Origin of the sequence: Streptomyces sp. NPDC005303 (genome assembly GCF_040607335.1) — a bacterium.
GTDB lineage: Bacteria > Actinomycetota > Actinomycetes > Streptomycetales > Streptomycetaceae > Streptomyces.
Window position 1 is genome coordinate 40,498 of the sequence record NZ_JBEXGM010000017.1, and the last position, 23,935, is coordinate 64,432.

A 23,935-nucleotide genomic window follows, 5' to 3' on the forward strand; every position below is an offset into this window, starting at 1 on the left:
GTATGTCAACATAGACGTATGTCGAATACGAAGGTGCTGCCGCTGCTCGAACCAGAGACGCCCGGGATGCCCGAGACACCCGAGGCCGTGGCGCCGTGCTGTCCGCCGTTGACCGAGCGGCCGTTCAGCGCGGAGGAGGCCGAGACGGCCGCGCGGATGTTCAAGGCGCTGGGCGATCCGGTGCGGCTGCGACTGTTCTCGGCGGTCGCCTCGCACGAGGGCGGCGAGGCGTGCGTGTGCGACATCTCCGACGTCGGCGTGTCCCAGCCGACGGTGTCCCACCACTTGAAGAAGCTCAAGGAGGCCGGGCTGCTGACGTCCGAGCGGCGCGGGACCTGGGTGTACTACCGCGTCGAGCCCGCCGTGCTGGCCGCCATGGGCAGGCTGCTCACCGTGGTGCCGACCGCGGGCTGACCGTCCAGGCCGTTCACCGCCGCGCCTCCAGTGGCTCGGCGGCGTGGGCCGTGAACCTCCGCCGCCAGGCCGGCGACACAGGGACGAGCGCGACCAGGACCGGCACCTGCTGGGCAGCAGGGTCCGGCCCCGGAAGAAAACCGCGTCGGTGCGCGCCCTTGACGGGCCGGGCAGCCCCGAGGGCGCGCGAGGGGCGGTCAGGCCTGGTAGGCCAGGTTCGCCATCATCCCGGCCTCACCGTGGTAGGCGTTGTGGCAGTGCAGCATCCACTGGCCCGGGTTGTCGGCGTCGAAGTAGACGGACACCTTCCGCCTGGGAAGCACGATCGCGGTGTCCTTGCGGGGCCCGGAATCGCCGATCTGGTACGTGTGGCCGTGCAGGTGTACCGGATGCCACATGTCGGTGCTGTTGATGAAGTCGAGCCGTACGCGCTGCCCCTCCTGGACGACGACGGGATGCGCCCCGGGATCGTTCATGTCGAAGGGCGTGCCGTTGATGGCCCAGTTGTACTCCGTCATGTTGCCGGTCAGCCTGATCCGGTGCGTGACGTCGACCTCGGCGGACTTCAGGCGCACGTCGTCGACGGCGCGCAGCTCGGACGCCGTCACGACCATGCCGTCGAGTTCCGTGGGGCGGACGGTCTCCGAGGGCTTGTCCCCGGAACCGGTACGCACCAGGGCGAGGCCGTTCGCCTCCTTGCCCTCGGCGAGCGCGACGAGCGGGAAGACGCCGTCGGCGAGGGTGACCAGGACGTCGTACCGCTCGCCCATGCCGACCAGCAGGGCGTCCACCTCCTGGTGCTGGACCGGGAAGCCGTCCGTGTGGGTGATGGTCAGCTTGTGACCGCCGAGGGCGACGCGGTAGGCGGTGTCCGAGCCGGCGTTGACGATCCTCAGTCGCACCGTCTTGCCCGGCCTGCTCGTGTAGACGTCCGGGTCGGTCGCGACGCGGCCGTTGATCAGGTGGTACGGGTACTTCACGTCACCGGCGTCGCCGCCGAGCAGGGCGCTGGAGCCGCCCATGAGCATGAACTTCGTCGGCATGCCGCCGGAGGAGGCCGACGCGGAGGGCGAGACGTTGGAGGAGGCCGAGGCGGAGGGGGACGCGGAGTCGCTCCCCATGCCCCTCCCGCCCATGTCCCCCATGCCGCCCATGTCTCCCATCCCCGCGCTGCCCGTCCCCATGCCGGACATGCCGTGCCGGAGTTCCGCGTAGACCTCGTCCGGCGTGCCGGTGACACCGTCGAGCCAGTCGTCGAGGAGGACGACCCACTCGTCGTCGTAACCGAGGCTCTCGTCGGGATCCTCGACGATCAGCGGGGCGTAGAGGCCGCGGTCGAGTTGGACTCCGACGTGCGGGTGGAGGAAGTAGGTGCCCGGGGTGTCGGCGACGAACCTGTAGGTGAAGGCGGAGCCGGCCTGAACGAAGGGCTGGGTGACGGGCGGTACGCCGTCCATGTCGTTGCGCAGGGCGATGCCGTGAAAGTGGACCGACGTGGTGGTTCCGCTCGGGAGCCGGCTGGACAGCTCGGCGACCAGGGTGTCGCCGACGGACAGCCGGACCTCCTTGCCCAGGGGGCGTCCGTCGAAGGCCCAGGTCTGGGGCGTGACCCCGCCGCCCAGGTCGATCATCGCGGGTGCGGCGGTCAGGGTGAGATTCCGCTGGCGTCCGGTGCCGACGCGCTTCTTCTCGGTGGCGGCCACCGCGGGCCCGGAAGGGCTGACCAGCGTGTTGTTGTCGGCACCGGAGCTGCTGCCGCAGGCGGCGAGCGCGCCGACGGCTCCCAGTCCGGCGAACAGGATGGAGCGGCGGTTGATGCTGTCCATTTCGTTGTCCTCTGCTGTGCGACTGCGATGGGGGCGCGGAGGCACGGCGCATCGAGCGCCGTGCCGGGCGGCCTATATGCGCAGACGTGACAGGACGGACAGATCGGGCGGGGCCCGGCTCACCACCGCGCCGGGCGCATGCCCGGACGGCGTCGGAGACAGCTGCGCGGGCGAGGCGGGCGAGGGGATGCCGCTGCGATCCTGGGCGACGAGGTGCACCGAGGAGACACCGGCCGCGCTGCAGTGCTCCATGCCGGCCCCCGTGCACGCCCCGGCGCCGAGGTCGCGCGCCGAGGAGCCTCCCGTGGCGGACAGGGCAGGCGTGGCGGACATGGCGCCGTGCGACATGCCGGAGATCGGGGAAACCCCGGCCGCGGACACCTCGTGGTGGACGAGCACGGCCAGGACGGCACACAAGGCGAAGACCACCAGGTACGCCGAGCGGACGGCTCCGCCGTCGCGTCCTGCTCGCCTCGCCATGAGATCACCTGTGCCGTTCTCGCCGTTCAATGACTCAGCACCCTACCCCCAGGGGGTACCGATGCGTCTGCGCCACCACCGGTCGAGCAACTCCGATCCCGTCGTCGGACAACCCTGAGGAGTCGGAGGGGGCGGAGGAGAATGCCGTTCGGCGGCTCACCGGACAGCGAATGAGGAGTGGACTTTGTTACGGTCCGCAATGCGGTGTGAAGGGCTCACCAAGCGCTACGGCAGGGGGCGTTGGGTCCTCAGGGACGTGGACATGGAGATCTCGGCGGAGGACGTCCTCGCGGTGGTGGGCGGCAACGGCTCAGGGAAGTCGACCCTGTTGCGCATCCTCGTGGGCGTGTCGCGGCCCACCTCGGGGACCGTCTCGGGCCGCCCAGCGACCATCGGTTACGTACCCGACCGTTTCACCGCCCACGACCGGATGTCGGCGCTCTCCTACCTCACGCACATGGGACGTGTCCGAGGTCTGTCGGGTACGACGGCCCGGGCCCGGGCCGCCCGACTGCTGGAGCAACTGGCGCTGGTGGGCGGCCAGGACGCCTCGCTGGGCACGCTGTCCAAGGGCAACGCGCAGAAGGTGGCACTGGCCCAGGCCCTGCTCGTCGAACCCGATCTGCTGGTCCTCGACGAGCCCTGGTCGGGTCTGGACACCTCGGCCCACGGCGTGCTGGCCGAGTTCATCGAGGAGGTGGCCGCCCGGGGCGGGGCCGTGGTCTTCACCGACCACCGCGAGGCGATCACCGAGACGCACGCCACCGGCGTCTACGCCATCGGCGGCGGCCGGGTCACATGGCGGAGCGGGGCACGCACCGGCGCGCGGGCGCCGGAGGTCGAACTGGTCCTGGCAGCGCCGCTCACCGGTGTCCCGCCCACCGAGGTGCACTGGCACGGCCTGCCCGGCGTACTGGACGCGGCGCGCCGGGGTGAGGCGTTCGTCCTGCGGGTGAGGCGCGAGCACTCGGACACCGTGCTGCTCACGGCACTTGGGCACGGGTGGTCGGTGGAGGGTGTCGCGAGGGCCGACGACGCGCGCGCGTCCCGCCCGGCCGCGAGGAGGGCCGCCCTGTGATCGCCCTGATCCGCTACCTGTTCACGGTGCTTCTGCTCTCCCAGCGCCAACTCGCGCCGCTGCTGCTGTTCGTCGGTCTGCTGGCGGTGCTGACCAGCAGCGACTCGGGTCCGCTCGCGGCCACCTACGGCTCGGTGGCCGGGGCCATGCTGGTGTGTTCGCTGTGGTCGACCATGGCCCTGATCGGCCTGGAGGACCGGACGCACCGCTCGGTCGTCGTCGTCGCCGCGGGCAGCGGACTGCGGGTGCTGCTCGGGTCGGTCTGCACGGCCCTGCTGTGGTGCCTACCGCTGACGGCCGCCGGTCTGTTCCTGCCGCTGCTGTTCGGGTCCCACACGTTCACGGCGGCCGACGCGGTGCTGGGCGTCGAGGCGCAGCTCACCTGTGCTCTGACCGGCATCGCGATCGGCGTGCTGTGCTCGCGTCTGCTCTTCCGGCGCCCGGGTCACGCCCTGGTGGCCGCCCTGCTCCTGCTGCTGGCGGCCCTGCTGGGCAGGGGCGTCTCCCCGGTCAACATCATGCTCGGCGATCTCCAGAACGCCTCGGACTCCGCGCACCTGCTCGGGTCCACGGGCGTCCTGCTCACCGTCGCCGCCGGAGTGCTGGCAGGCGCGGTGGCGATCACCCAGGCCGTCAGCGTCAGACTGAGCTGAGGCGGATCCGTCGGCGGGCGCCTCGGATCATGTGCCGGCCAGTGGATTCGGCAGCGGCAGGTAGCGGGCGTCCGCCCCGTCCGCCCCCGTCCACCTCAGGAGCAGGTTCGTCTTGCCGGGGAGGGTGGGCGCGGCGAGGAGGGTGGTGGCTTCGGGGAGGTCGTGGCGGGACAGTTCGCGGCGCGCGGCGGGCCAGGGGTCGAAGCCGGGCCGGCGTTCGGCCAGGGCCGCGGCGACCTCGCACAGGTGGTTCACGACCAGGCAGTACACCAGCCGTTCCCACCCGGCCGCGCGCGGGATGTCCGGCAGCAGCTTCACACCCTCCGCGTCCCGGAACAGAGCCTGTACGGGCGTACCGTCGGCGTCCACGGCGACCAGGGTGTTCTGGAGATGCGCCTCGAGTACGACTCCGTGGTCGGCGAAGGCGGTGAGGGCGGGCGGGACGACCGCCCTCAGGTACGCCTGCCACCAGGCCGCCGGATCCTCGACGGTGTCGAGCGGGTTGCCCTCGAAGCCCTCCACCAGGGCAGCGGCGAGCAGCGGGGTCGCCCCGGGCCGCACATGGTCGCGCAGTCCGTCGCGGACCAGTACGGCGAGTTCCTCGAAGGCGAAGTCGGCGGTGCGGTAGCCGCGGTCGCTCAGCCAGGCGGCGGAGCCGGGACTCGCGGCGAAGGCGTTCGCGACCGCTTCATCCGTACGGCGGAGTTTGAGCAGGTCGTGGCGCCAGAGCCGCCGGATGTCGTTCGTGATGCGGACGTCGAGACTGAACTTGAGGAAGAGATCGCGCGAGGGGGCGTACACCGTGCGGATCGCCGCCGTCGGCCAGGTCTCGAAGCCGGTCGTGCCGAGCCGGACCAGGCGGCCGTCCTCGAAGGCCTCCGCGCAGGGCGCCAGGTCGAGCTGCCAGGGGTGGGCGGGCAGCAGCCGGTAGCCGGGCGGGGTCTCGCCGAGGGCGTCGAGGGCCGTGGTGTCGCCCTCCTCGACGACGGCGTCCTCGCGCACCCCGAGCAGGACCAGCGGGAACCGGGCGTGGGCCTCGGGGGCGTACGGCAGCCAGGTGGCGACGGGGCCGCCGCCGCGGGCCTTGGGAGCGGGGTGGTACGGGTGGCCGGTGACGAGGCACTGCTCGGAGCGCAGATACGGGTCGCCGGGCGGCATCGCCCGGTGCCGGGCCGTGAGCAGGGCGGCCACGGCGTCCCGGCTGTCGATCATCTCGGCGGGCAGTTCGTGGTTGGACACTCCGGTGTGCCGGGTCAGTTCCTCGGCGACGAGCTTCACGAGTTCGGTGTGACCGACCCGCCGCCAGCCGCCCTTCGTGTGCACCTCGGGCTCGGTGGGCCGCCGGTGGCCCCGCACCCTGAGCAGTCGCCCGCCGGGCAACCGGTACACCGGGCGCTCGCCGGGTTCCGGGAGCGGCACGGCCACCTCGCGCAGCAGGCAGTTGAGCAGGGGCGCTGCCGCGTACGCGTCGGCGCGGTGGGCGACGGCGGTGGCGGTCGGCGGGGGTGGGAGATCCACGCGGTTCACTCGTTCTCTACGGTTCATCTGGTGCGATGACGATCAGTATGTCTGCCGTCACCGCCCCACAGTGACACCAGTCGTACCCGAGGAGTCCCCCCGTGCACCGTCCCCGTGCCGCCGAGGCCGAGTTCGCCGAAGAGCTGGCCGTCCTGCGCCCCGAGCTCGTGGCGCGGTACACGGCCGAGCTGCCCGGCGCCCGCGCGGCCGTGCTGTCCCGGCTGTGGCGGGGGCTCACCCACGAGCCGCTGCCCTGGGTCACCGCGCGCGAGGCCGGCCGGGAGGGCCTCACCCTGCGCCTGGGGGACGGCCGCCGGCTGCACGGCCCGCACCCGGACCCGTTCGCCACCGCCGCCCAGGTCACCGTCGTACGGCTCGACGAGGTCGCCCACGACGATCCGGCACGCCTGATGACGGACCTCGGCGTGCCGCACGGAGCGGACTTCGCGGCCGAACTCGCCGACAGTGTCGCTTCGTTGGCGCTGTCGAGGGCGGGACAGCCGGCCCGCTCGCGGGAGTGGCCGGAGCGGGACTGGGAGTGGGAGCAGCGGATCGTCGACGGGCACCCCTACCACCCCAACTGCCGTTCCCGGCCCGGCTTCTCGGTCGCCGAGCAGCTGGCCTACGGTCCCGAGCACCGACCGTCGGTACGGCTGGGGTTCGTGCCGGTGCAGGCCGAGGAGTGTCTGGTGACGGGTGCGTGGCCGGCGGAGATGCGGGACGGGGGGCGGCTGCTGCTGCCCGTGCATCCGTGGCAGGCGGAGCATGTGCTGAAGCGGCCCGCGACGGAGGGCCTCGACGCGCACCCGTTGATGTCGCTGCGCACGCTCGCCCTGGGCGGCGGACCGCATGTGAAGACCGCGTTGAGTGCCCGGCTCACGTCCTCGGTGCGGGACATCTCCGTCTACTCGATCAGCATGTCGGCGACGCTCTCACAGTTCGCGGAGACACTGGCAGAACGTTTGGACGGCAGCCTCCACTTCACCCGCACGCTGGGGGCGGCCACGGCCAACTCTCCTGACCTGGCAGCGGTGTTGCGGGAGTCACCGCAGGTGTACGGCGACCGGGTCCTTCCGGTGGCGGCCCTCGCCACCACCGAGCTGCCCGAATCCCCGGCATGGCTGGCCGAGTTCGCCCGACTGGCCCTCACGGTGGGACTGCGGCTGCTGGAACTCGGCGTCGCCCTGGAGGCGCACGGCCAGAACCTCCTCGTCGTCCTGTCCGAGTCCGGCGCACCGCTCAGGCTGGTCTACCGGGACCTCGCGGACATCCGGGTCAGCCCGGCCAGGCTGGCACGGCACGGCATCCCGGTCCCGGCGCTGTCCGGGCGGGTCGTCACGGACGACGTGACGACCCTGCGGCGCAAGCTGTTCGGCTCCCTGGTGGCCGGGGCCCTCGCGGGTACGGCGGGTTCGGCGACCGCGTTGCGCGGGGCACTGGAGACGGCCGTACGGGATCTTCCACGCACCCCCGATCTGGCCGGGCTGCTCGAACAGCCGCTGCCCGCGAAGGCGTTGACGCTGATGCGGCTCTCGCCGACGACGCCGGGCGACCAGTGGACGGAACTACCCAACCCCCTTCTCTGAGCGGCCGTTTTGGAGCCCGGCGCACCTGATCAATAGGATCCGGCGATGATCACAAGAAAACGGCTGGCGGCAGGAGTGTGCGCCCTGCTCGCCGCCCTGACGGCCGGGATCGCCTTCCCGGTCGCGGCGGCAGCCGGTGAACCCACGGGCGGCACCGCGCCCCAGGTCGATCTCGTCCTCGACGTGAGCGGCTCGATGCGGACGGCGGACATCGACGGCGGCACCCGGATGGCGGCGGCGAAGCGGGCCTTCAACGAGGTGCTGGACGCGACGCCCGAGGAGGTCCAGCTGGGCATCCGGACCCTCGGCGCCAACTACCCGGGCGACAACCAGAAGACGGGCTGCAAGGACACCGCGCAGCTCTACCCGGTCAGCACCCTCGACCGCACGGAGGCCAAGACGCAGGTGGCGACCCTCTCGCCCACCGGCTGGACACCGATAGGTCCCGCACTGCTGAAGTCCGCCGGCGACTTCACCGACAGCGCCTCCTCCAAGCGGATCGTGCTGATCAGCGACGGCGAGGACACCTGCGCCCCGCTCGACCCGTGCGAGGTGGCCCGCGAGATCGCCGCCAAGGGCATCGGGCTGACCATCGACACGCTCGGCCTGGTCCCCAACACCAAGATGCGGCAGCAGCTGAGCTGCATCGCGGAGGCGACCGGCGGCACCTACACCTCCGTCGAACACGCCGACGAACTGACAGACAAGGTCAACCAGTTGGTGGACCGCGCGGCCGACCCGGTGGTGACGCCGGTGGCCACCGAGGGGGCCGGCTCCTGCGCCACGGCACCCACGCTGAAGTCCGGGCTGTACACCGACCGCGAGGAGTTCACCCAGCAGCGCTGGTACCGGGTGGACGTCGACCCGGGCCAGGAGCTGCGGGCCTCGGTGAGTGTGGGAGCCGACCGGGCCGTGAACCCCTCGTACGGGGTGCTGCTGCGGGCGGTCACCGTGCACGGGCGCGAGATCGTGCGTGGCGAGGGCGCGGGCAACGGCCGTACGGACGTGCTGTCGACGGGGCTCAGGTATCCGAAGGCGGCGAGCGACGACGAGGACGCCCCGGCCGAGACCGTGTGTCTCCAGGTCACCAACTCCTTCTCGGCGGCCTCCGGGGTGAAGACCACCCCGGGTCTGCCTCTCGAGCTGACGGTCGACGTCGTGGACGGGCCGTCGAAGGCGAGCGACGTGGCCTCCTTCGGCCTCGGGCGCGGCTGGTGGCTGCTCGGCACGCTGATCCTCGCCGGCTTCGTCGCCGGTCTGCTGTGGGGCTGGCTGTCACGCTGGCGGGTCGCGGTCTGGAGGACCAACTGATGCGGATCACACGCGCGTTGAGCGTTTCCCTGCTGATGCTCGGGCTGGCCGTCGCACCGGCCGTGGCCGACTCCTCGCCGACGCCCACGGATTCGGCGTCGGCGGACGATGACGTGCCCACCCAGGCGGGCACGTCCTTCCGTACGGCGACCGAGGTCGAGCAGGGACAGACCGCCACGGCGAGCGGCTCCACGGGCGACTACCTGTACTGGTCGTTCCCCGCGGACGCCGGCCAGCGGCCCACCGTGAAGTCCACGGTGAAGCTGCCCGAGAGCCATGCCGCGCAGACCTGGCAGATCGACGTGTACGACGGCCTGCGCCGCCGCCAGTCGTGCCAGTACGGCGCCCAGACCCGCACCGCCGCCGAGGGCACCTCCTCGGTGGAGCTGGCCTGCACGCTGCGCACGGTCCGCGCCTGGTCGGAGACCTGGGCCAACGACCCGCTGCCGGGCACGTACTACGTCCGGCTGACGGCCGTCGGTCTCACCACGGCCGACCTGGGTCTGCCGGTGAGCACCGAGGTCCGGGTCGACTCCAAGGACATCGGCGGTTCGGCCGCGGTGGACGGTTCGCTGGCCGAGCCGCTGGTGCCGGGCATCGCGGCGAAGCCCCAGGCGGAGGACGGCGGTTCCGAGGACTCCTCCGCCGTCCTGTCCGCCATCGAACCCGAGGACGGCTGGTCCTCCGGCTGGTGGTCCGACCGGTGGGTGTGGACCGCGATCGGCGGTGCGCTCGCCGCACTGGCGGGGGTCGGCGGGTATGCGCTGACGCGCGGGGCGGGACGTCCGCACCGGGTGCCGCCGAGCGCCTGACGCTCCGTCCGAGGCCCGCCGTACTCAGGTACGGCGGGCCTTTCTCACGCCTCCCGCAGCGCCTTGGCGATCGTGCCGTCCCCGGTCACCTCGACCCGCCCGCCCCGCACCGCGTCCGGCAGGCTCAACTCCCCGCGGCTCAGGGCCCCGCAGGTCTCGACGTCCAGGACGAGCCGGGCGTCGGGCTCCCCGGGGGCCGGCCCGTCGCCGTACGCGGGACCCTCCTGCGCGCCGACGTACACATGGAAGTCCCCCTCCTCCAGCCGCACTTCGACGAGCCCCTCCCCCTCCAGCGAGCGCAGGAGCGGCAGCGCGAACCAGTGCGCGCGTACGGCGTCGGTGGGCCGTCGTTCGCCGAGTTCGGGCCCGCCCCAGGCGCCGAGAGCCTGGAGTACGGGCAGCAACTCGCGTCCGCGCGCGGTGAGTTCGTACACGTAGGCCGCGCCGGGCGGGGGCAGCCGACGCCGGGTGGTCAGGTTGTCGCGCTCCATGTCCTTCAGCCGTGAGGCGAGTACGTCGGTGCTCACGCCGGGCAGGTCGGCGTGCAGGTCCGTGTAGCGGCGCGGACCGGCCAGCAGTTCCCGGACGATCAGCAGGGTCCAGCGGTCGCCCACGGCATCGAGAGCGCGGGCCGTGGAACAGTACTGGTCGTAGCTTCGGCGAGGTGACATGCGACGCAGTCTAGACAAGTTGTTGGACTTTCCAAGCTCCTACTTGGTAAAACCAAGCAACACAGGTATCCGGAGAGGCAGCAGCGCATGGAGTTCCGGCAGTCGAGCAAGCTCAGCGAGGTCTGTTACGAGATCCGCGGCCCGGTGATCGAGCACGCCGACGCACTGGAGGAGGCCGGCCACAGCGTGCTGCGCCTCAACACCGGCAACCCCGCGCTGTTCGGCTTCGAGGCGCCGGAGGAGATCCTCCAGGACATGATCCGGATGCTCCCGCAGGCGCACGGCTACACGGACTCCCGGGGCGTCCTCTCCGCCCGCCGGGCCGTGGCGGGGCGCTACCAGACCCTGGGCCTGGAGGTCGACGTCGACGACGTCTACCTCGGCAACGGCATCTCCGAGCTGATCTCGATGGCCGTACAGGCGCTGGTCGAGGACGGCGACGAGATCCTCATCCCCGCCCCCGACTTCCCCCTCTGGACGGCGGTCACGACCCTCGCGGGCGGCAAGGCGGTGCACTACCTCTGCGACGAACAGGCCGACTGGTACCCGGACCTGGACGACATGGCCTCGAAGATCACCGACCGCACCAAGGCCGTCGTCATCATCAACCCGAACAACCCCACCGGCGCGGTCTACCCGAAGGAGATCATCGAGGGCATCCTCGACCTCGCCCGCCGGCACGGCCTGATGGTCTTCGCCGACGAGATCTACGACCAGATCCTGTACGACGACGCCGTGCACCACTCGGTCGCCGCGCTCGCCCCCGACCTGGTCGTCCTGACCTTCTGCGGCCTGTCGAAGACGTACCGGGTGGCGGGCTTCCGCTCCGGCTGGCTGGTGATCACCGGGCCCAAGCAGCACGCCAGGAACTACCTGGAGGGTCTGACCATGCTGGCCTCCATGCGGCTGTGCGCCAACGCGCCCGCGCAGTACGCCATCCAGGCCGCGCTCGGCGGCCGCCAGTCCATCCACGAACTGACCGCGCCAGGCGGCCGGCTGTACGAACAGCGCACCGTGGCCTGGGAGAAGCTCAACGAGATCCCCGGGGTGTCGTGTGTGAAGCCGAAAGGCTCGCTGTACGCCTTCCCGCGGCTCGACCCCAAGGTCCACAAGATCCACGACGACGAGAAGTTCGTCCTGGACCTGCTGCTGCGGGAGAAGATCCAGGTCGTCCAGGGCACCGGTTTCAACTGGCCGACCCCGGACCACTTCCGCATCCTGACGCTGCCTCACGCACAGGACCTGGAGGCGGCCATCGGGCGGATCGGGCGGTTCCTGAGCGGGTACCGGCAGTAGCTGGTGGTGTGGATGGGATTCACGGTCGGTGAGAGCGGGGATGCCATGGAGTGCGGCCGCTGATCCCGGGGGCCGGGGGGATCGGGGATGGGGGAACCCCAGATGTTCTTGTCACGTCGGCGTGCTTCCGGCACGCCCTCGGGCTTACGCGGCCGTCTCACACTGCTCACCCTGCTCGTGGTCCTCGCGGGCAGCCCGTGGGTGCAGCGGCCGCTCTCGGACTACTACACCGAGAAGTTCTACATAGAGCTGTCCGACAACAAGATCCTGCGCTGGCTCGTGGAGGCCGCGTTCCTGCCCCGCTGGGAGGTGTCCGCCGACCGGTACGGCGGCACGTCCTCGCTGGTCGTCAACGATCTCGCCGTCCTGTTCCTGCTCGTGGCGCTCGTGTTCCTCGCCAGGCGGCTGTGGGCCGGCGGGGCGTCGGGCCCGCTCCGCTGCCTCTTCGCGGGGGTGCTGGCGTCGGCGCTGGCCAACCTGGCCTGGTGGGGCATGCACAAGGCGTTCGCCGACGACGTGCCGCTCCCACCGGCCGACATCCTGGTGAAGGAACTGCTGCGCGGCGCCCTCCTCTTCGGCCTCGCGGTCGGCACCCTGCTCGCACTCCTGACCGTCGGTCAGCCGAGAACAGTCAAGGGCGCCGTGACGGCGCCGTTGCGCCGCTGGAGAGAGGGAGGGATCGCCATGACCACCGCGCCGGTCCACATGCCGGTCGGGAACGCGCCGGGTGACGTCACCCGGTACCTGTGCGCCGCCGCCTACGTGGACGAAGGATTCGCCGACCGCGTGGTGGAGGAGGTCCTGGCCGACGAAGCCGGCGCGGTGGCCCCCTCGCCCGACGTCGACCTGGTGGCGGTCGTAGGGCACTGTCTGACGGCACAGGAGCTGCGGCACCGCCGGGACCAGCGGCTGACCGGCGCGTTCGCCCTCGTGGCGGTGTTCGCGCCGCTGTGGCTGCTGTTCGTCTCCCTGTTCCTGTCGATCACCCGGCAGGCGGGCGGCCGGCCCAGCCTGGCCACCCGCGGCCGGCACCAGCCCGGGGGCAGGGTGCTGATGGGCACGGCTGTCGCGGCGGGCATCGCGGTGCTCTTCGCGTTCTCCTTCGGCGTCGCCCTCTCGTCGCTGCCCGCCCCCACGTTCGTGAGCTGGCTGCTGGGCTCCTACCTGGCCGGGGTGCCGGCCGCCCTGGTGTCCGTCACTGCGGTGGCGCTCGCGTACGTGACGGTCGTACGCCATGAGCTCGCCGTCGACCGGCTGCTGCGCACGACCATGACCCGCGAGGCGTTCCGCCGGCAGCCGCGCCCGACCGTGCCGCCACGCAAGTGGATGGCCGAGCGGCTGGCGGCCATCCGGGAGGCGCAGGACGGGAACGTCACGGTGTACAGCGGGTACACGCCCTTCCTCGGCTATGCGCCGGCCGCCTCGCAGTGGTCGATCGCCGTGCCGCTGCTGCCCGCCGAGGATCCTGCCCGAAGGGCGCGGGCCGCCGGGCCGCAGCCGTTCACCGTGACCGAACTCGTCGACCACGCACGCGCGCGGTTGCGGGCGACCGCCACGCGTGGCGTGGCCGACGCGGCGGTGGACGGTGAGGCGCCCCTCGGCTCCCTCGTCGTGGAGGACCGGGTCTTCGCCGTCGGTACGGCCGTCGGCGACGACGAGCGGTTCATCAGGGCCACGAGCCTCGCCCCGGTCGCCCGGCTGTCGGCCGACCAGGTCGAGCGGATCATGGAGCGTCCTACCGGTGCCGTCCGGCACTGTCTGGCGATCCACGTGCCACTGTGGGGCGGGGACGTGGTGCCGACGGTGTTCCTGCACTTCTCGACCGAGGGCAGAACGCTCCATCTGCACTGCAGCAACCATGTGCTCGGCCCGGTGAGAGCCGACTTCCACGTCGTGGACGGGCTGCGCGGGCCCCTCTCCCCCGCCGCACGGCGTGGGCTGCTGCTGGACGCCGTCCCCGGCACCGCCAGGGCCTTCTTCGCCGCCCCGTTCCGGGCGCTGCGCCAGTCCCGCTTCGAGGAACGGCACAGCAGACGCATGGCCGACGAGCTGAAGGCCCTGGAGCAGGACCCGGTCTACGACTTCGGCGCCCGCCTCAGCGTCCGGGAGCTGGCGGTGAGCCCGAACTACCAGAACTACTTCCAGGTCGTGGACGCCGCGCGGATCACGTCGCTGGTGGAACGCCACACCCTCGCCGCGATCCGCGAGTTCCTCGACGCGCGCGGCTACGACATCGCCGACTTCCGCGCCCAGCAGCAGACCATTCTCAACCAGGGCCTCATCCAGCAGGGCGGCATGAGCATCATCGGCAACCAGGCGATCGGCACGGGCGCGACCGCCACCCAGCACGTCCCGCAGCAGTCCGGCGCGGCGGCGCCCGTCGCCGGTTCCGGCCCCGGCAAGTAGGAGGTCCTCATGACGGGCAACGACGACGGTCGCCAGGACCCTCCCGTCAACAACGGCCTCATGATCAGCGGTGGCACCCACTACGTCGGCAACCAGGCCGTGGGACACCGCGCCCAGGCCTTCTCCGGGTCGGTCTCCTTCCAGCCGCAGGACGCCGAGCGTACGGCCGAACTCCTCGCCCACGTCGAGCGGTTGCTGGAGGAGCACCGGGCGGCCCTCGCCGATCCCGACGCGACCGGCAGGGAGCTGCGCCGCCTGCGCGAGGAACTCGACGAGGCCGAGCCGCAGCCGACGGTCCTGCGACGGGCCCTCGACCGCCTCAACGAGTTCGTGCAGCCGGTGACACCGCTCGTGGTCGCGGTGGGGCAGCTGGCGCAGTCGGTCCAGGGCCTGCCCGGGCTCTGAGCGGTCCTGCGGGTCCGCGGGTCCAGGAGGCGACCGTCCGGCCCAGTCCGTTCTGCGGGGCCCGGGAGCCGTGTGGCACGGTGCTGGGAGGCGAGCGGGAAGGCTGCGCGCATGGGTGATCTCTTTCTGGTCCGGCACGGTGAGACCGAGTGGTCGCGGTCCGGGCGGCACACCGGCTGGACGGACGTACCGCTGACCGAGCGAGGCCGGGAGGAGGCGCGCCGCCTGGTTCCGCTGATCCGCTCCCACCGCATCGGCGCCGCCTTCGTCAGCCCCCTCCAGCGGGCCCGGGAGACCGCGGAACTCATCGGGCTGCACGACCTGCGGGTCGACGTCGATCTGCGCGAGTGGGACTACGGCGGCTACGAGGGCGTCACCACCGTCGACATCCAGCGGGAGCGTCCGGGCTGGTTCCTGTTCACGGACGGCGTGGCACCCGGCCCGTCCGACCACCCCGGGGAGAGCCCGGAGCAGGTCGGCGAACGGGCCGACCGCGTGCTGGCCAAGGTGGACGCGGCGCACGCGAACACCGAGGGGTGCGTGGTGCTGGTGGCGCACGGCCATTTCCTGCGAGTGCTCACCGCCCGCCGGCTCGGGCTGCCCGCGTCGGCGGGGGCCTTGTTCCAGCTGGCGACGGGGACGCTGTGCCGGCTGGGGACCGAGCACGGGCGGCCGGTGATCGCCGGGTGGAATGTCAGACCCTCGTCGTAGCCTTCGAAGCGGATGGGGTCGGTGATCCGTACGGTCGTCGTAGGGGCCCCTTCCGTGGAAGGAGCACGCCGTGACGCGACCGCCCACCGCCGCGCAGCGGCGTGTCATCGACGCCGCCGATCCCGTCACCGGGCGGCTGAGGGGCACGGAGGCCCAGCTGGACGCGCTGGTGAAGCGCGGGCTGGCCTTCCGGCATCCGCGGCCGCCGCACGATCACTTCCTGACACCGGTCGGGCACCGCGTACGGGAGACGGTCGAGGAGAAGCCCGAGCAGGCCGCCGACCCGCCCACCGGTGTGTTCGCGGCGCACATCGGCGGTACCCAGGAAGCCGCGGACGCCGGTCCGGCCCGGGTGCGTGAGGTGCACAGCGCCTGGCAGGGGCTGTTGGAGCTGCGCCGGATGACCAACCCCGACGGGGCCACGGACCGGCCCTGCGGCTGGGAGCGCGCCCATCTGGTGCAGGCGGCCGCGCTGGCACTGGAGGCGGCCGGACACCGGCCCGAAGCGGGGGGCTCGCCCGGCTACCGGGTGCGCGCGACCCCGCAGCCCGAGGCCGTGGCCGTGCACGCGCCGGACGGCGAGACGCTGGGGGCCTGCGCGATCACCCTGGAGGGAGCCGGCTGGCAGGTCGGTGAGTACACGCAGCCGAGGACCAGGGCCCGGTACCTGCTGGCCTCACCGCGCCGGGTGTAGGGGGCACATGTCAGGATCGGGTCCAGCAACTGCCGTGGCGTGAGAGGGGATTGACGTGAGTGAGCCGTTTTCCGTGCCGGTGACCGTCCGCGGGTACGAGACGGACGTGCAGGGCCATCTCAACCAGAGCGTGTACCTCAACTACGCGGAGCACGCCCGCTGGTCGCTGCTCGATGCCGCCGGGATCACCCAGGCCGAGCTCATCGCCAGCGGGGTGGGCCCGGTGGCGCTGGAGACCACCATCCGCTACCTGCGCGAGCTGCTGGCGGGCGACGAGGTGGAGGTGACCTGCGGATTCGAGTGGGGCGAGGGCAAGACGTTCCGAATACGACAGACGATCCGCAAGAAGGACGGCACGGTGGCCGCCGAGATCACCGCGGTCGGCGGGCTGCTGGACCTCAAGGAGCGGCGCCTGGTCGCGAACGCGGGCGACGTGCTCAAGGGCCTGGCCAAGAACCCGGACCTGCTGTGACTCGGGCCGGTTCCGGTTCCCGCTCGGCGTCGTAGGCCGGTCGCGCGGTTCCCGCGCCCCTTCGGGGCTCGATCGCGGTCGACGTGACTGCACCGGCTCAGGCGTGCCGGGAACTGCGCGACCCACACGGCCCACGTTTCGCGCGCCCGAACTCCCCGGCCCCACTTACGGTGGACACGTGACCAGCCCCGCCGAACCGGCCGCCGTCCCACCGCACTCCTGCTTCACCGGACAGCGTCCAGCTCCCCGCTGTGCCGACCTGGAGGTGACGTGGCCTTCCTGTCCAGAACAGCCGCCCGCCGTACCCTGCTCGCCGTTCTCGGAGCCGGAGTGCTGAGCTTCCGGGGGCCGTCCGCCGAGGCCGCGGACCCGGTCGGGCTCGACGATCCGGTCAAGAAGGACCTCGCCATGCGGCTGGTGTCCAGCGCGGAGAACTCCTCGCTGGACTGGGAGGCGCAGTACACGTACATCGAGGACATCGGGGACGGCCGCGGCTACACCGCCGGCATCATCGGTTTCTGCTCCGGTACGAGCGACATGCTGGCGCTGGTCGAGCTCTACACGGAACGGGTCCCCGACAATCCCCTGGCCCCGTACCTGCCTGCCCTGCGCGCGGTGGACGGCACCGACTCGCATGCCGGCCTCGACCCGGACTTCCCCGCGGCCTGGCGGGAGGCGGCGAAGACCTGCGGATTCCGCCAGGCGCAGCGCGACGAGCGGGACCGCGGCTACTTCGATCCCGCGGTCGCGCGCGCCAAGAAGGACGGCCTGGGCACGCTCGGGCAGTTCGTCTACTACGACGCGATGGTCATGCACGGCCCCGGCACCGATGCCCTGAGCTTCGGCGGCATCCGTGGCCGTGCCCGCAAGGACGTGGACACCCCGGCGGACGGCGGCGGCGAGGTCGCTTACCTTCACGCCTTCCTGGACGCCCGGGTGTGGGCGATGAAGCAGGAGGCGGCGCACAGTGATGTGAGCCGGGTCGAGACGGCCCAGCGGGTCTTCCTGGAGCGGGGCAATCTCGACCTGGACACCCCGCTCGAATGGAAGGTGTACGGGGACAGTTACGAGATCTGCTGAGCGGGGACGGCCTCCATGGGGTGGGTGACGTCCTGCGCGTCGCCGCCCCGGCCGAGGTGGTTGAAGACCAGGTTCAGCGCCACCGCGGCGACGCAGCCTGTCGAGATCCCCGAGTCCAGGACGATCTTCGCGGTCTCGGGGAAGGCACGGTAGAAGTCCGGCGCGGTGATCGGGATGATGCCGACGGCCAGGGACACCGCGACGATCAGGACGTTGTTGTCCTTGTCCAGGCCCGCCTTGACCAGGGTCTGGATGCCGCTGGCGGCCACCGATCCGAACAGGACCACTCCGGCTCCGCCGAGCACCGGGCGCGGTACGACGGCGATGAGCGAGGCGGCCATGGGGCACAGGCCCATCAGCACCAGGAAGGCGCCGCCGGTCGCGACGACGTACCGGCTGCGGATCCTCGTCATCGCCACGAGCCCGATGTTCTGGGCGAAGGCGCTGCACATGAAGCCGTTGAAGAAGGGGCTGATCGCCGAGCCGAGGGTGTCGGCGCGCAGGCCCGCGGCGATGGTCCGCTCGTCGGCCGGGCGCTCGACTATCTCGCCCAACGCCAGCATGTCCGCCGTCGATTCGGTCATGGAGACCACCATCACCACGCACAGCGAGAGGATCGCGGCGAGCTGGAACTGCGGGGCGCCGAAGTGGAAAGGGGTCGGGAAGCCGACGATCGCCGCGTCGGTGACGGGTCCGAAGTCCGTCGCGCCGAAGGGGATCGCGAGGAGCGTGCCGGTCACCAGGCCGAGCAGCACGGCGATCTGCTTGACGAAGCCGCGCGTGAATCGGCGCAGGAGAAGCACGATCCCCAGCGTCGCCGCGGCCAGGCCCAGGCTGGTCGTCGAACCGTAGTCCCGCGCGGCGGGGTCGGGGCCCTGCGCCCAGCCGAAGGCGACCGGCAGGAGGGAGACGCCGATCAGGGTGATGACGGTCCCGGTGACGACCGGCGGGAAGAAGCGGATCGCCTTGCTGAAGAAGGGGGCGGCGAGGAAGCCGAGGAGTCCGGCGACGATCACCGCGCCGAAGATGACCGGCAAGGCGTCGGACTTGTCGTCCGTGGAGGCGACGACCGCGGTCATGGGGGCGACGCCGGCGAAGGTGACGCCGTTGACGAAGGGCAGCCGGGCGCCGATCCTCCAGATGCCGAGGGTCTGCAGGAAGGTGGCGAGGCCCGCGGTGAACAGACAGGCACCGGTGAGGAAGGTGAGGTCGGTGGCGGAGAGGCCGATGGCCGCGCCGACGATCAGGGGTGGGGCGACGACTCCGGCGTACATGGCGGCCACGTGCTGGAGGCCGGTGGTCGCCATCTTGAGAGCGGGGAGCTTTTCGTCGACGGGGTGGACTGACACTGCGGCTCGCCTCCGGGCGGTTACACGTCGGCACTGACGTGGGTTTCATGGAGGTGGTGCGAGTGGTCGTGCGGGACCGGGACGGGGACCGTTCCGGGGCGCGTGCGTCCAACACGCGCCCCGGGCACGGCCGCCGTGGAGCCCGAGACCGGGGTCCAGGGCTACCGGCCGGGAGCCGTCCCTCCCGACCGGAGTTCTTGTGAAGTGGTCAGCCCTGCGCGGCGATGCGCGCCAGGCGCTGCGCCTGCTCCCGCGTCGAGCGCGCGATCGCGTCCTCGTCGACGTGCAACAGGCGTCCGTGCTCGACGATCTGACGGCCGTTCACGAACGAGGCCGTGACGGGTGCCGCCGCGCCGAAGACCAGCGCGGTCACCGGGTCGGCGATCGAGGCGTGCGCGAGGGTGTCGAGCTTCCACAGCACCAGGTCGGCGAGCTTGCCCGCCTCCAGGGAGCCGGTCTCGGCGGAACGGCCCAGGACCTGGGCACCGCCGTACGTGCCGAGGCGCAGGGCCTGGCGGGCGTTCAGGGCGGCTTCCCTGTGCGCTCCCAGGCGGTTGATGAGCAGGGCGTTGCGCAGTTCGGTGTGGAGTTCGCCGGACTCGTTGGACGCGGTGCCGTCGACGCCGAGGCCGACCGGGACGCCGGCCGCGAGCATGTCGGGGACCCGCGCGATACCCGCGGCCAGACGGGCGTTGGACGAGGGACAGTGGGCCACGCCCGTCTTCGTACGGGCGAAGGCGGCGATGTCCGAGTCGTTCATGTGGACGCAGTGCGCCATCCACACGTCCTCGCCGAGCCAGCCGGTGGACTCGAAGTAGTCGGTGGGGCCCATGCCGAACAGTTCCTTGCAGAACTGCTCCTCCTCGACGGTCTCCGAGCCGTGGGTGTGCAGTCGCACACCAAGGCGGCGGGCCAACTCGGCGCCCTCGCGCAGGAGTTCGGTGGAGACGGAGAACGGCGAGCAGGGCGCGACGGCGACCTGGGTCATCGCGCCGAAGGACGAGTCGTGGTGTTCCTTGACGGTCGCCTCGGTCGCGGCGAGGGCGCCGTCCAGGGTCTCCACCGCGAAGTCCGGGGGCAGGCCGCCGTCCTTCTCGCTGCGGTCCATGGAGCCGCGGGCGAGGGTGAAGCGGACGCCCGTCTCGCGGGCGGCGCGGATGATCGCGCCGGACAGGTCGCCGGAACCGGCGGGGAAGACGTAGTGGTGGTCCATGGCGGTGGTGACGCCGCCGCGGGCCATCATCGCGAGCGAGCCCTGGGCGGCCGCGTAGACCATCTGCTCGTCGATGCGTGCCCACGTCGGGTAGAGGGCGACGAGCCAGTTGAAGAGGTTGTGGTCGGTGGCCAGGCCCCGGGTGATCCACTGGTAGTAGTGGTGGTGGGTGTTGACCAGGCCGGGGGTCACCAGGTGGCCGGTGGCGTCGATACGGCGGTCGACGTTCTCCAGGCCCTCGGGGGCCCTGCCCGCGCCGAGAGACTCGATGCGGTTGCCCGCGATGACGACGTGTCCGCTCGGGTGCTCGGTGTCGTGCGCGTCCACGGTCGCGATCGAACAGTTCTCGATGACGATGCGCCGGTCTGCTGCCATGGTTCGTCCTTTGCGCTGTGGTGGAGAGGGCACGGCAGGACCCCGGGAGTTTGAGTGCCGCGGCCGGAGGGCCCTTCCGGAGCCCTTGCCCGGCCGCGGGTGCCGCGACGGAGTTGCTAGAGGTTCGTGAGGTCCACCGGGATCCTCGGCTCGACGCCGTCCCGCAGGACGGTCGCCTCGATCAGGCCGTAGGGCCGGTCGGCGGCGAGGTACACCTCGTTGTCGTTCTTCAGGCCGAACGGCTCCAGGTCCACCAGGAAATGATGCTTGTTGGGCAGTGAGAAACGGACCTCGTCGATCTCGCCGCGGTTCTCGATGATCCTTGAACCCATCTGGTACAGGGTCTGCTGGAGCGAGAGCGAGTAGGTCTCGGCGAAGGCCTGGAGCAGGTGCTTCTTCACCTGCTCGTAGGAGTTCTCCCAGTCCGGCGCCTGCTGCTGGTCGTCGGACCAGTTGAAGCGCCAGCGGGCGGAGACCTCGGTGGCCAGGATGCGGTCGTACGCCTCGGGCAGGGTCGTGTACTTGTCCTTGACGTAGCCCCAGAACTCGGAGTTGGTCGAGTTCATGACGGTCAGGTCCTTGAGCCCGGAGACGACCTCCCAGGAGGAGCCGTCGTACGTGATCTGGGTCAGGCGGGTCTCCTGGCCCTGCCGGACGAAGGAGTGCTCCTCCTCGCCGGCCGCGTCGATCCGCTCCCAGGCGTACTCCTCGATGCGGATCCGCGCGGTCCTGATCGGCTCCTGCGAGGTCACGAAGTGCCGGGCGAGGTGGATGCCGAACTGCTCGGCGGACTCGATGCCGTGCTCCTTGGCGAACGCGAACACCGTGTTCTTGGTGGTGTCGGTCGGCAGCACGTTGGCGTTGGAGCCGGAGTAGTGGACCTCGTCCATGTCGCCGCTCAGGGACACCGAGACGTTGAGGTCCTTGATGTGGTGGGTGGCGCCGTCCCGCGTGATCTTCACGACTCGGTTCTCGGCCTTGCCGTACTGGTTCTGTCCCAGGATGGGCATGTAGCTAGCTCCCTCGGTAAACGGAGTAGCCGAACGGGTTGAGCAGCAGCGGTACGTGGTAGTGCTCGCCGGGCTCGACGGCGAAGGTGATCGCCACCTCCGGGAAGAACGGACCGCTGTCCCGATTCGCGGGGGCGTCCTGCTGCGCATCGGCTTGCTTCTTCAAGAAGTACGGTTCGACCTCGAAGTCGAGCCGTACGTGGGTGGTCCCCTCCGGCAGCGCCGGCAGGTCCTTGCACCGCCCGTCCGCGTCGGTCGCGGAGCCGCCGAGCGCCTGCCATTCGGCGTCCCGGCCGCTGCGGGCCGCGAGCTGGACGGCGACGCCCTCGGCGGGGCGGCCGATGCTGGTGTCCAGAATGTGCGTGGACACGGATGCGGCGGTGCTGGTGCTCATGTCGCTCAGTCCTCTTCGACGATGCGGGCGAGCCGGATACGGTTGATCTTGCCCAGCTCGGTGCGGACGATCTCGCGTTCCCGCTCCGGCGCGTTGCCGATCCGCTCCTTGACCGCGTCGCGCATCTGCTCGCCGGTGCGACCGGTCGCGCAGATCAGGAAGACATGGCCGAACCTCTCCTGGTACGCCAGGTTCAGTTCCAGCATCTCCGCCTTGAGCTCGTCGGAGGCACCGGCCATGCCGCGCTGCTCGCGGGCGGAGGTCGGGTCGCCGGGCCTGGGGCGGCCGATCGGCGGGTGGCCGGCCATGGCCTCGGCGAGGTCGTCGGCGGTCAGCTCGGCCATGGCGACGTCGCTGGTGGCGTAGAGGTCCTCCGCGGTCACGTAGGGGCGGGCGGCGAGCAGACGCCGAGCCCACGCCGTCGAGGCGCACGCCTCGAGGAGGACCGCGTGGGCCGCGTGCTCCTCCAGGACGTTGAACCGGGCCAGGCCGGGGGGCGTGGAAGTCGAGGTCACGGGAGTCAGCTAACGCCCCGACGCGACATCACGTCAACACTTTGTTGAAAATTCGGGGTTACGAAACCCGCCGGGCCCACTGCCTACGCTTTGTCCCGGTTCAGATAGTTGTAGACCGTGAAGCGGCTGACCCCGAGGGCGCTCGCCACGGTCTCCACGCCGTGCCGTACAGAGAAGGCGCCGCGCGCCTCCAATATGCGTACGACCTCCTGCTTGGCCTTGCGGTCCAGGTCGGCGAGCGGCTTGCCCTGCTTGCGCTCCATGGCGGCCAGGATGTGATCGAGCGAGTCCGCGAGCTGCGGCAGCCGTACGGCGACCACGTCGACACCCTCCCAGCAGAGCACGACGTCCTCGGGGCCGGCCTCGTCCGGCGGGAGCAGCTCGCCGCCCATGGCGTCGACCAGTGGCTTGACCGCCGCGATGAACGGCTCGTCGGTGCTCACGCGCCGGCCTCCCCGACCACGTTCACCTGGAGGGAGATACGGGTGGCACCGGAGGCCAGGGTCCTGCGCAGCAGGGCGTCCACGGCGGCGAGCACCTCGTCGGCGCCACCTTCCGCCGTGTTGCCGAACGGGCCGACGTCCACCGCGTCCAGATCGGCCGCCTCGATGACCTCGCGGGCCACGAGCGCGTGCTCCGGGGCCTCGTCGAGGTCGAAGGGTTCGGTCGTGAACTCCACTCTCAATCGCACGCGCACAACCTAACCCGCGGTGCCGTTTTCCGTCGGGCCCTCTTGACAACGCCTTCGCCCCGACGGCAATCTTCCAATACGCAGAAACTAACTTCCGCATTACGGAAACAGTCGACCCTCGGAAGGGAGCGCCAGGACCCCATGGGATTCACGGAGCAGCGCTTCAACGTCAACCTGTCGATCCTCTTCACGGAACTCCCGCTCCTGGAGCGCCCCGCGGCGGCCGCCGCGGCCGGATTCACCGCGGTCGAGCTGTGGTGGCCCTGGATCGACACCCCCACGCCCGGGCAGTCCGAGCTCGACGCTCTGAAGAAGGCGATCGAGGACGCGGGCGTCCAGCTGACGGGCCTGAACTTCTACGCCGGCCGGCTGCCGGGCCCCGACCGCGGCGCCCTGTCCGTCCCGGGCGAGGAGTCGGAGCGGTTCCGCGCCAACATCGACGTGGCCGCCGACTTCGCCGGGTCACTGGGCGCCAAGGCACTCAACGCCCTGTACGGCAACCGCGTCGACGGTGTGGACCCGACCGAGCAGGACGCGCTCGCGCTGCGGAACCTGGTCCTCGCGGCCCGCGCGGCCGACCGGATCGGCGCGATCCTCCTGATCGAGGCCCTCAACAAGCCGGAGTCACCGCGGTATCCGCTGGTGAGCGCACCCGCGGCGGTCGGGATCGTCGACAAGGTGAACCAGGCGACCGGCCTGGACAACGCGCGCTTCCTGATGGACCTCTACCACCTGTCCATGAACGGCGAGGACCTTCCGGCGGTGATCGAGGAGTTCGCCCCGAAGACCGGGCACGTCCAGATCGCCGACAACCCCGGCCGCGGCGCGCCCGGTACCGGATCGCTGCCCCTGGAAGACCTCCTCGACCAGCTGAAGAAGGCGGGCTACGACGGCTGGGTGGGCCTGGAGTACAAGCCGGGCGACCGCCCGAGCGCCGAGGCCTTCGACTGGCTGTCCCGCTGACCCCCATTCCTG

At 71.3% G+C, this 23,935-nt stretch carries 25 protein-coding genes; 14 read left to right on the top strand and 11 right to left on the bottom strand.

From position 1 onward, the window contains the following. The first annotated feature begins 18 nt into the window (after positions 1 to 18). Positions 19 to 414 carry a metalloregulator ArsR/SmtB family transcription factor gene (locus ABZT93_RS23380; RefSeq protein ID WP_356107494.1) on the top strand — a complete coding sequence of 132 codons (396 nt, stop codon included), beginning with the start codon at positions 19 to 21 and terminating at the stop codon, positions 412 to 414. A 197-nt stretch (positions 415 to 611) separates the two neighbouring features. On the opposite strand, the gene ABZT93_RS23385 is transcribed toward ABZT93_RS23380, so the two are convergent. Both ABZT93_RS23385 and ABZT93_RS23390 read right to left on the bottom strand, forming a co-directional pair. Next, a complete protein-coding gene (locus ABZT93_RS23385; RefSeq protein ID WP_356107496.1) occupies positions 612 to 2,240 on the bottom strand; it encodes a multicopper oxidase family protein in 1,629 nt (542 codons plus the stop codon). 72 nt (positions 2,241 to 2,312) lie between these two features. Then, positions 2,313 to 2,720, bottom strand: coding sequence for a hypothetical protein (locus tag ABZT93_RS23390; RefSeq protein ID WP_356107498.1), 408 nt, complete (start codon positions 2,718 to 2,720; stop codon positions 2,313 to 2,315). 199 nt (positions 2,721 to 2,919) lie between these two features. On the opposite strand from ABZT93_RS23390, the gene ABZT93_RS23395 reads away from it, so the two are divergent. Then, positions 2,920 to 3,798, top strand: a complete 879-nt coding sequence (locus ABZT93_RS23395; RefSeq protein ID WP_356107500.1) for an ABC transporter ATP-binding protein — start codon at positions 2,920 to 2,922, stop codon at positions 3,796 to 3,798. Further along, entirely contained in the window at positions 3,795 to 4,451 is a 657-nt protein-coding gene (locus ABZT93_RS23400; RefSeq protein WP_356107502.1) for a hypothetical protein, read from the top strand. Before ABZT93_RS23395 ends, ABZT93_RS23400 begins: the two co-directional genes overlap by 4 nt. A 27-nt stretch (positions 4,452 to 4,478) precedes the next feature. On the opposite strand, the gene ABZT93_RS23405 is transcribed toward ABZT93_RS23400, so the two are convergent. After that, positions 4,479 to 5,996 (bottom strand): IucA/IucC family protein, encoded by a 1,518-nt coding sequence (locus ABZT93_RS23405; RefSeq protein WP_356107504.1) that lies wholly within the window; start codon positions 5,994 to 5,996, stop codon positions 4,479 to 4,481. A 74-nt stretch (positions 5,997 to 6,070) separates the two neighbouring features. On the opposite strand from ABZT93_RS23405, the gene ABZT93_RS23410 reads away from it, so the two are divergent. Genes ABZT93_RS23410 through ABZT93_RS23420 form a run of 3 tightly spaced genes read left to right on the top strand, consistent with a single transcriptional unit; the run spans position 6,071 to position 9,678 of the window. After that, positions 6,071 to 7,555, top strand: a complete 1,485-nt coding sequence (locus ABZT93_RS23410) for an IucA/IucC family protein (protein WP_356107507.1) — start codon at positions 6,071 to 6,073, stop codon at positions 7,553 to 7,555. A gap of 45 nt (positions 7,556 to 7,600) precedes the next feature. Next, positions 7,601 to 8,866 (top strand): VWA domain-containing protein, encoded by a 1,266-nt coding sequence (locus tag ABZT93_RS23415; RefSeq protein WP_356107510.1) that lies wholly within the window; start codon positions 7,601 to 7,603, stop codon positions 8,864 to 8,866. Next, positions 8,866 to 9,678, top strand: a complete 813-nt coding sequence (locus ABZT93_RS23420) for a hypothetical protein (protein ID WP_356107513.1) — start codon at positions 8,866 to 8,868, stop codon at positions 9,676 to 9,678. The genes ABZT93_RS23415 and ABZT93_RS23420 overlap by 1 nt, the downstream gene beginning before the upstream one ends. 44 nt (positions 9,679 to 9,722) lie before the next feature. On the opposite strand, the gene ABZT93_RS23425 is transcribed toward ABZT93_RS23420, so the two are convergent. Continuing rightward, complete coding sequence (locus tag ABZT93_RS23425; protein ID WP_356107515.1) at positions 9,723 to 10,349, bottom strand: winged helix-turn-helix transcriptional regulator; 627 nt, start codon at positions 10,347 to 10,349, stop codon at positions 9,723 to 9,725. An 87-nt stretch (positions 10,350 to 10,436) separates the two neighbouring features. Between ABZT93_RS23425 and ABZT93_RS23430 the strand changes: the two genes are divergently transcribed. From ABZT93_RS23430 to ABZT93_RS23460, 7 genes are all read left to right on the top strand, one after another. Next, positions 10,437 to 11,645 carry a pyridoxal phosphate-dependent aminotransferase gene (locus tag ABZT93_RS23430; RefSeq protein WP_356107518.1) on the top strand — a complete coding sequence of 403 codons (1,209 nt, stop codon included), beginning with the start codon at positions 10,437 to 10,439 and terminating at the stop codon, positions 11,643 to 11,645. A gap of 102 nt (positions 11,646 to 11,747) precedes the next feature. After that, positions 11,748 to 14,051, top strand: coding sequence for a hypothetical protein (locus tag ABZT93_RS23435; RefSeq protein WP_356107520.1), 2,304 nt, complete (start codon positions 11,748 to 11,750; stop codon positions 14,049 to 14,051). Positions 14,052 to 14,060: 9 nt separating this feature from the next. Next, positions 14,061 to 14,456, top strand: coding sequence for a hypothetical protein (locus tag ABZT93_RS23440; RefSeq protein WP_356107523.1), 396 nt, complete (start codon positions 14,061 to 14,063; stop codon positions 14,454 to 14,456). A gap of 111 nt (positions 14,457 to 14,567) precedes the next feature. Further along, positions 14,568 to 15,167, top strand: a complete 600-nt coding sequence (locus ABZT93_RS23445; protein ID WP_356107526.1) for a histidine phosphatase family protein — start codon at positions 14,568 to 14,570, stop codon at positions 15,165 to 15,167. 70 nt (positions 15,168 to 15,237) lie between these two features. Further along, entirely contained in the window at positions 15,238 to 15,861 is a 624-nt protein-coding gene (locus tag ABZT93_RS23450; protein ID WP_356107529.1) for a hypothetical protein, read from the top strand. 55 nt (positions 15,862 to 15,916) lie between these two features. Next, complete coding sequence (locus ABZT93_RS23455) at positions 15,917 to 16,333, top strand: acyl-CoA thioesterase (protein WP_356107532.1); 417 nt, start codon at positions 15,917 to 15,919, stop codon at positions 16,331 to 16,333. Positions 16,334 to 16,603: 270 nt separating this feature from the next. Further along, on the top strand, positions 16,604 to 17,413 hold the full coding sequence (locus ABZT93_RS23460; RefSeq protein WP_356107535.1) for a chitosanase: 810 nt from the start codon (positions 16,604 to 16,606) through the stop codon (positions 17,411 to 17,413). Here the strand turns inward: ABZT93_RS23460 and ABZT93_RS23465 are convergent. The 7 genes from ABZT93_RS23465 to ABZT93_RS23495 form a co-directional block, all read right to left on the bottom strand. Further along, entirely contained in the window at positions 17,398 to 18,762 is a 1,365-nt protein-coding gene (locus tag ABZT93_RS23465; RefSeq protein WP_356107538.1) for a nucleobase:cation symporter-2 family protein, read from the bottom strand. The two genes, ABZT93_RS23460 and ABZT93_RS23465, sit on opposite strands and share 16 nt — an antisense overlap. Before the next feature lie 208 nt (positions 18,763 to 18,970). Beyond that, positions 18,971 to 20,350: an 8-oxoguanine deaminase gene (locus ABZT93_RS23470; RefSeq protein WP_356107541.1), complete on the bottom strand. Its 1,380-nt coding sequence runs from the start codon at positions 20,348 to 20,350 to the stop codon at positions 18,971 to 18,973. Between the two features lie 116 nt (positions 20,351 to 20,466). After that, positions 20,467 to 21,360, bottom strand: a complete 894-nt coding sequence (gene pucL, locus ABZT93_RS23475; RefSeq protein WP_356107544.1) for a factor-independent urate hydroxylase — start codon at positions 21,358 to 21,360, stop codon at positions 20,467 to 20,469. A 4-nt stretch (positions 21,361 to 21,364) separates the two neighbouring features. Further along, complete coding sequence (gene uraH / locus ABZT93_RS23480) at positions 21,365 to 21,754, bottom strand: hydroxyisourate hydrolase (protein ID WP_356107547.1); 390 nt, start codon at positions 21,752 to 21,754, stop codon at positions 21,365 to 21,367. A gap of 5 nt (positions 21,755 to 21,759) precedes the next feature. Continuing rightward, positions 21,760 to 22,269 (bottom strand): 2-oxo-4-hydroxy-4-carboxy-5-ureidoimidazoline decarboxylase, encoded by a 510-nt coding sequence (gene uraD / locus ABZT93_RS23485; RefSeq protein WP_356107550.1) that lies wholly within the window; start codon positions 22,267 to 22,269, stop codon positions 21,760 to 21,762. An 83-nt stretch (positions 22,270 to 22,352) separates the two neighbouring features. Beyond that, positions 22,353 to 22,661 carry a helix-turn-helix domain-containing protein gene (locus ABZT93_RS23490; RefSeq protein WP_355746704.1) on the bottom strand — a complete coding sequence of 103 codons (309 nt, stop codon included), beginning with the start codon at positions 22,659 to 22,661 and terminating at the stop codon, positions 22,353 to 22,355. A 47-nt stretch (positions 22,662 to 22,708) separates the two neighbouring features. Continuing rightward, complete coding sequence (locus ABZT93_RS23495; RefSeq protein ID WP_356107553.1) at positions 22,709 to 22,960, bottom strand: hypothetical protein; 252 nt, start codon at positions 22,958 to 22,960, stop codon at positions 22,709 to 22,711. A 141-nt stretch (positions 22,961 to 23,101) separates the two neighbouring features. Here ABZT93_RS23495 and ABZT93_RS23500 point away from each other — a divergent pair, with 141 nt between their 5' ends. Beyond that, positions 23,102 to 23,923 carry a TIM barrel protein gene (locus ABZT93_RS23500; protein ID WP_356107556.1) on the top strand — a complete coding sequence of 274 codons (822 nt, stop codon included), beginning with the start codon at positions 23,102 to 23,104 and terminating at the stop codon, positions 23,921 to 23,923. The last annotated feature ends 12 nt before the right edge of the window (positions 23,924 to 23,935 follow it).

Coding starts and splice junctions, on each gene's coding strand:
- ABZT93_RS23380 (WP_356107494.1), top strand. CDS start 19: ATGTCGAATACGAAGGTGCTGCCGCTGCTCGAACCAGAGACGCCCGGG.
- ABZT93_RS23385 (WP_356107496.1), bottom strand. CDS start 2,240: ATGGACAGCATCAACCGCCGCTCCATCCTGTTCGCCGGACTGGGAGCC.
- ABZT93_RS23390 (WP_356107498.1), bottom strand. CDS start 2,720: ATGGCGAGGCGAGCAGGACGCGACGGCGGAGCCGTCCGCTCGGCGTAC.
- ABZT93_RS23395 (WP_356107500.1), top strand. CDS start 2,920: ATGCGGTGTGAAGGGCTCACCAAGCGCTACGGCAGGGGGCGTTGGGTC.
- ABZT93_RS23405 (WP_356107504.1), bottom strand. CDS start 5,996: ATGAACCGTAGAGAACGAGTGAACCGCGTGGATCTCCCACCCCCGCCG.
- ABZT93_RS23415 (WP_356107510.1), top strand. CDS start 7,601: ATGATCACAAGAAAACGGCTGGCGGCAGGAGTGTGCGCCCTGCTCGCC.
- ABZT93_RS23420 (WP_356107513.1), top strand. CDS start 8,866: ATGCGGATCACACGCGCGTTGAGCGTTTCCCTGCTGATGCTCGGGCTG.
- ABZT93_RS23425 (WP_356107515.1), bottom strand. CDS start 10,349: ATGTCACCTCGCCGAAGCTACGACCAGTACTGTTCCACGGCCCGCGCT.
- ABZT93_RS23430 (WP_356107518.1), top strand. CDS start 10,437: ATGGAGTTCCGGCAGTCGAGCAAGCTCAGCGAGGTCTGTTACGAGATC.
- ABZT93_RS23435 (WP_356107520.1), top strand. CDS start 11,748: ATGTTCTTGTCACGTCGGCGTGCTTCCGGCACGCCCTCGGGCTTACGC.
- ABZT93_RS23440 (WP_356107523.1), top strand. CDS start 14,061: ATGACGGGCAACGACGACGGTCGCCAGGACCCTCCCGTCAACAACGGC.
- ABZT93_RS23445 (WP_356107526.1), top strand. CDS start 14,568: ATGGGTGATCTCTTTCTGGTCCGGCACGGTGAGACCGAGTGGTCGCGG.
- ABZT93_RS23470 (WP_356107541.1), bottom strand. CDS start 20,350: ATGGCAGCAGACCGGCGCATCGTCATCGAGAACTGTTCGATCGCGACC.
- pucL (WP_356107544.1), bottom strand. CDS start 21,360: ATGCCCATCCTGGGACAGAACCAGTACGGCAAGGCCGAGAACCGAGTC.
- uraH (WP_356107547.1), bottom strand. CDS start 21,754: ATGAGCACCAGCACCGCCGCATCCGTGTCCACGCACATTCTGGACACC.
- ABZT93_RS23490 (WP_355746704.1), bottom strand. CDS start 22,661: ATGGGCGGCGAGCTGCTCCCGCCGGACGAGGCCGGCCCCGAGGACGTC.
- ABZT93_RS23500 (WP_356107556.1), top strand. CDS start 23,102: ATGGGATTCACGGAGCAGCGCTTCAACGTCAACCTGTCGATCCTCTTC.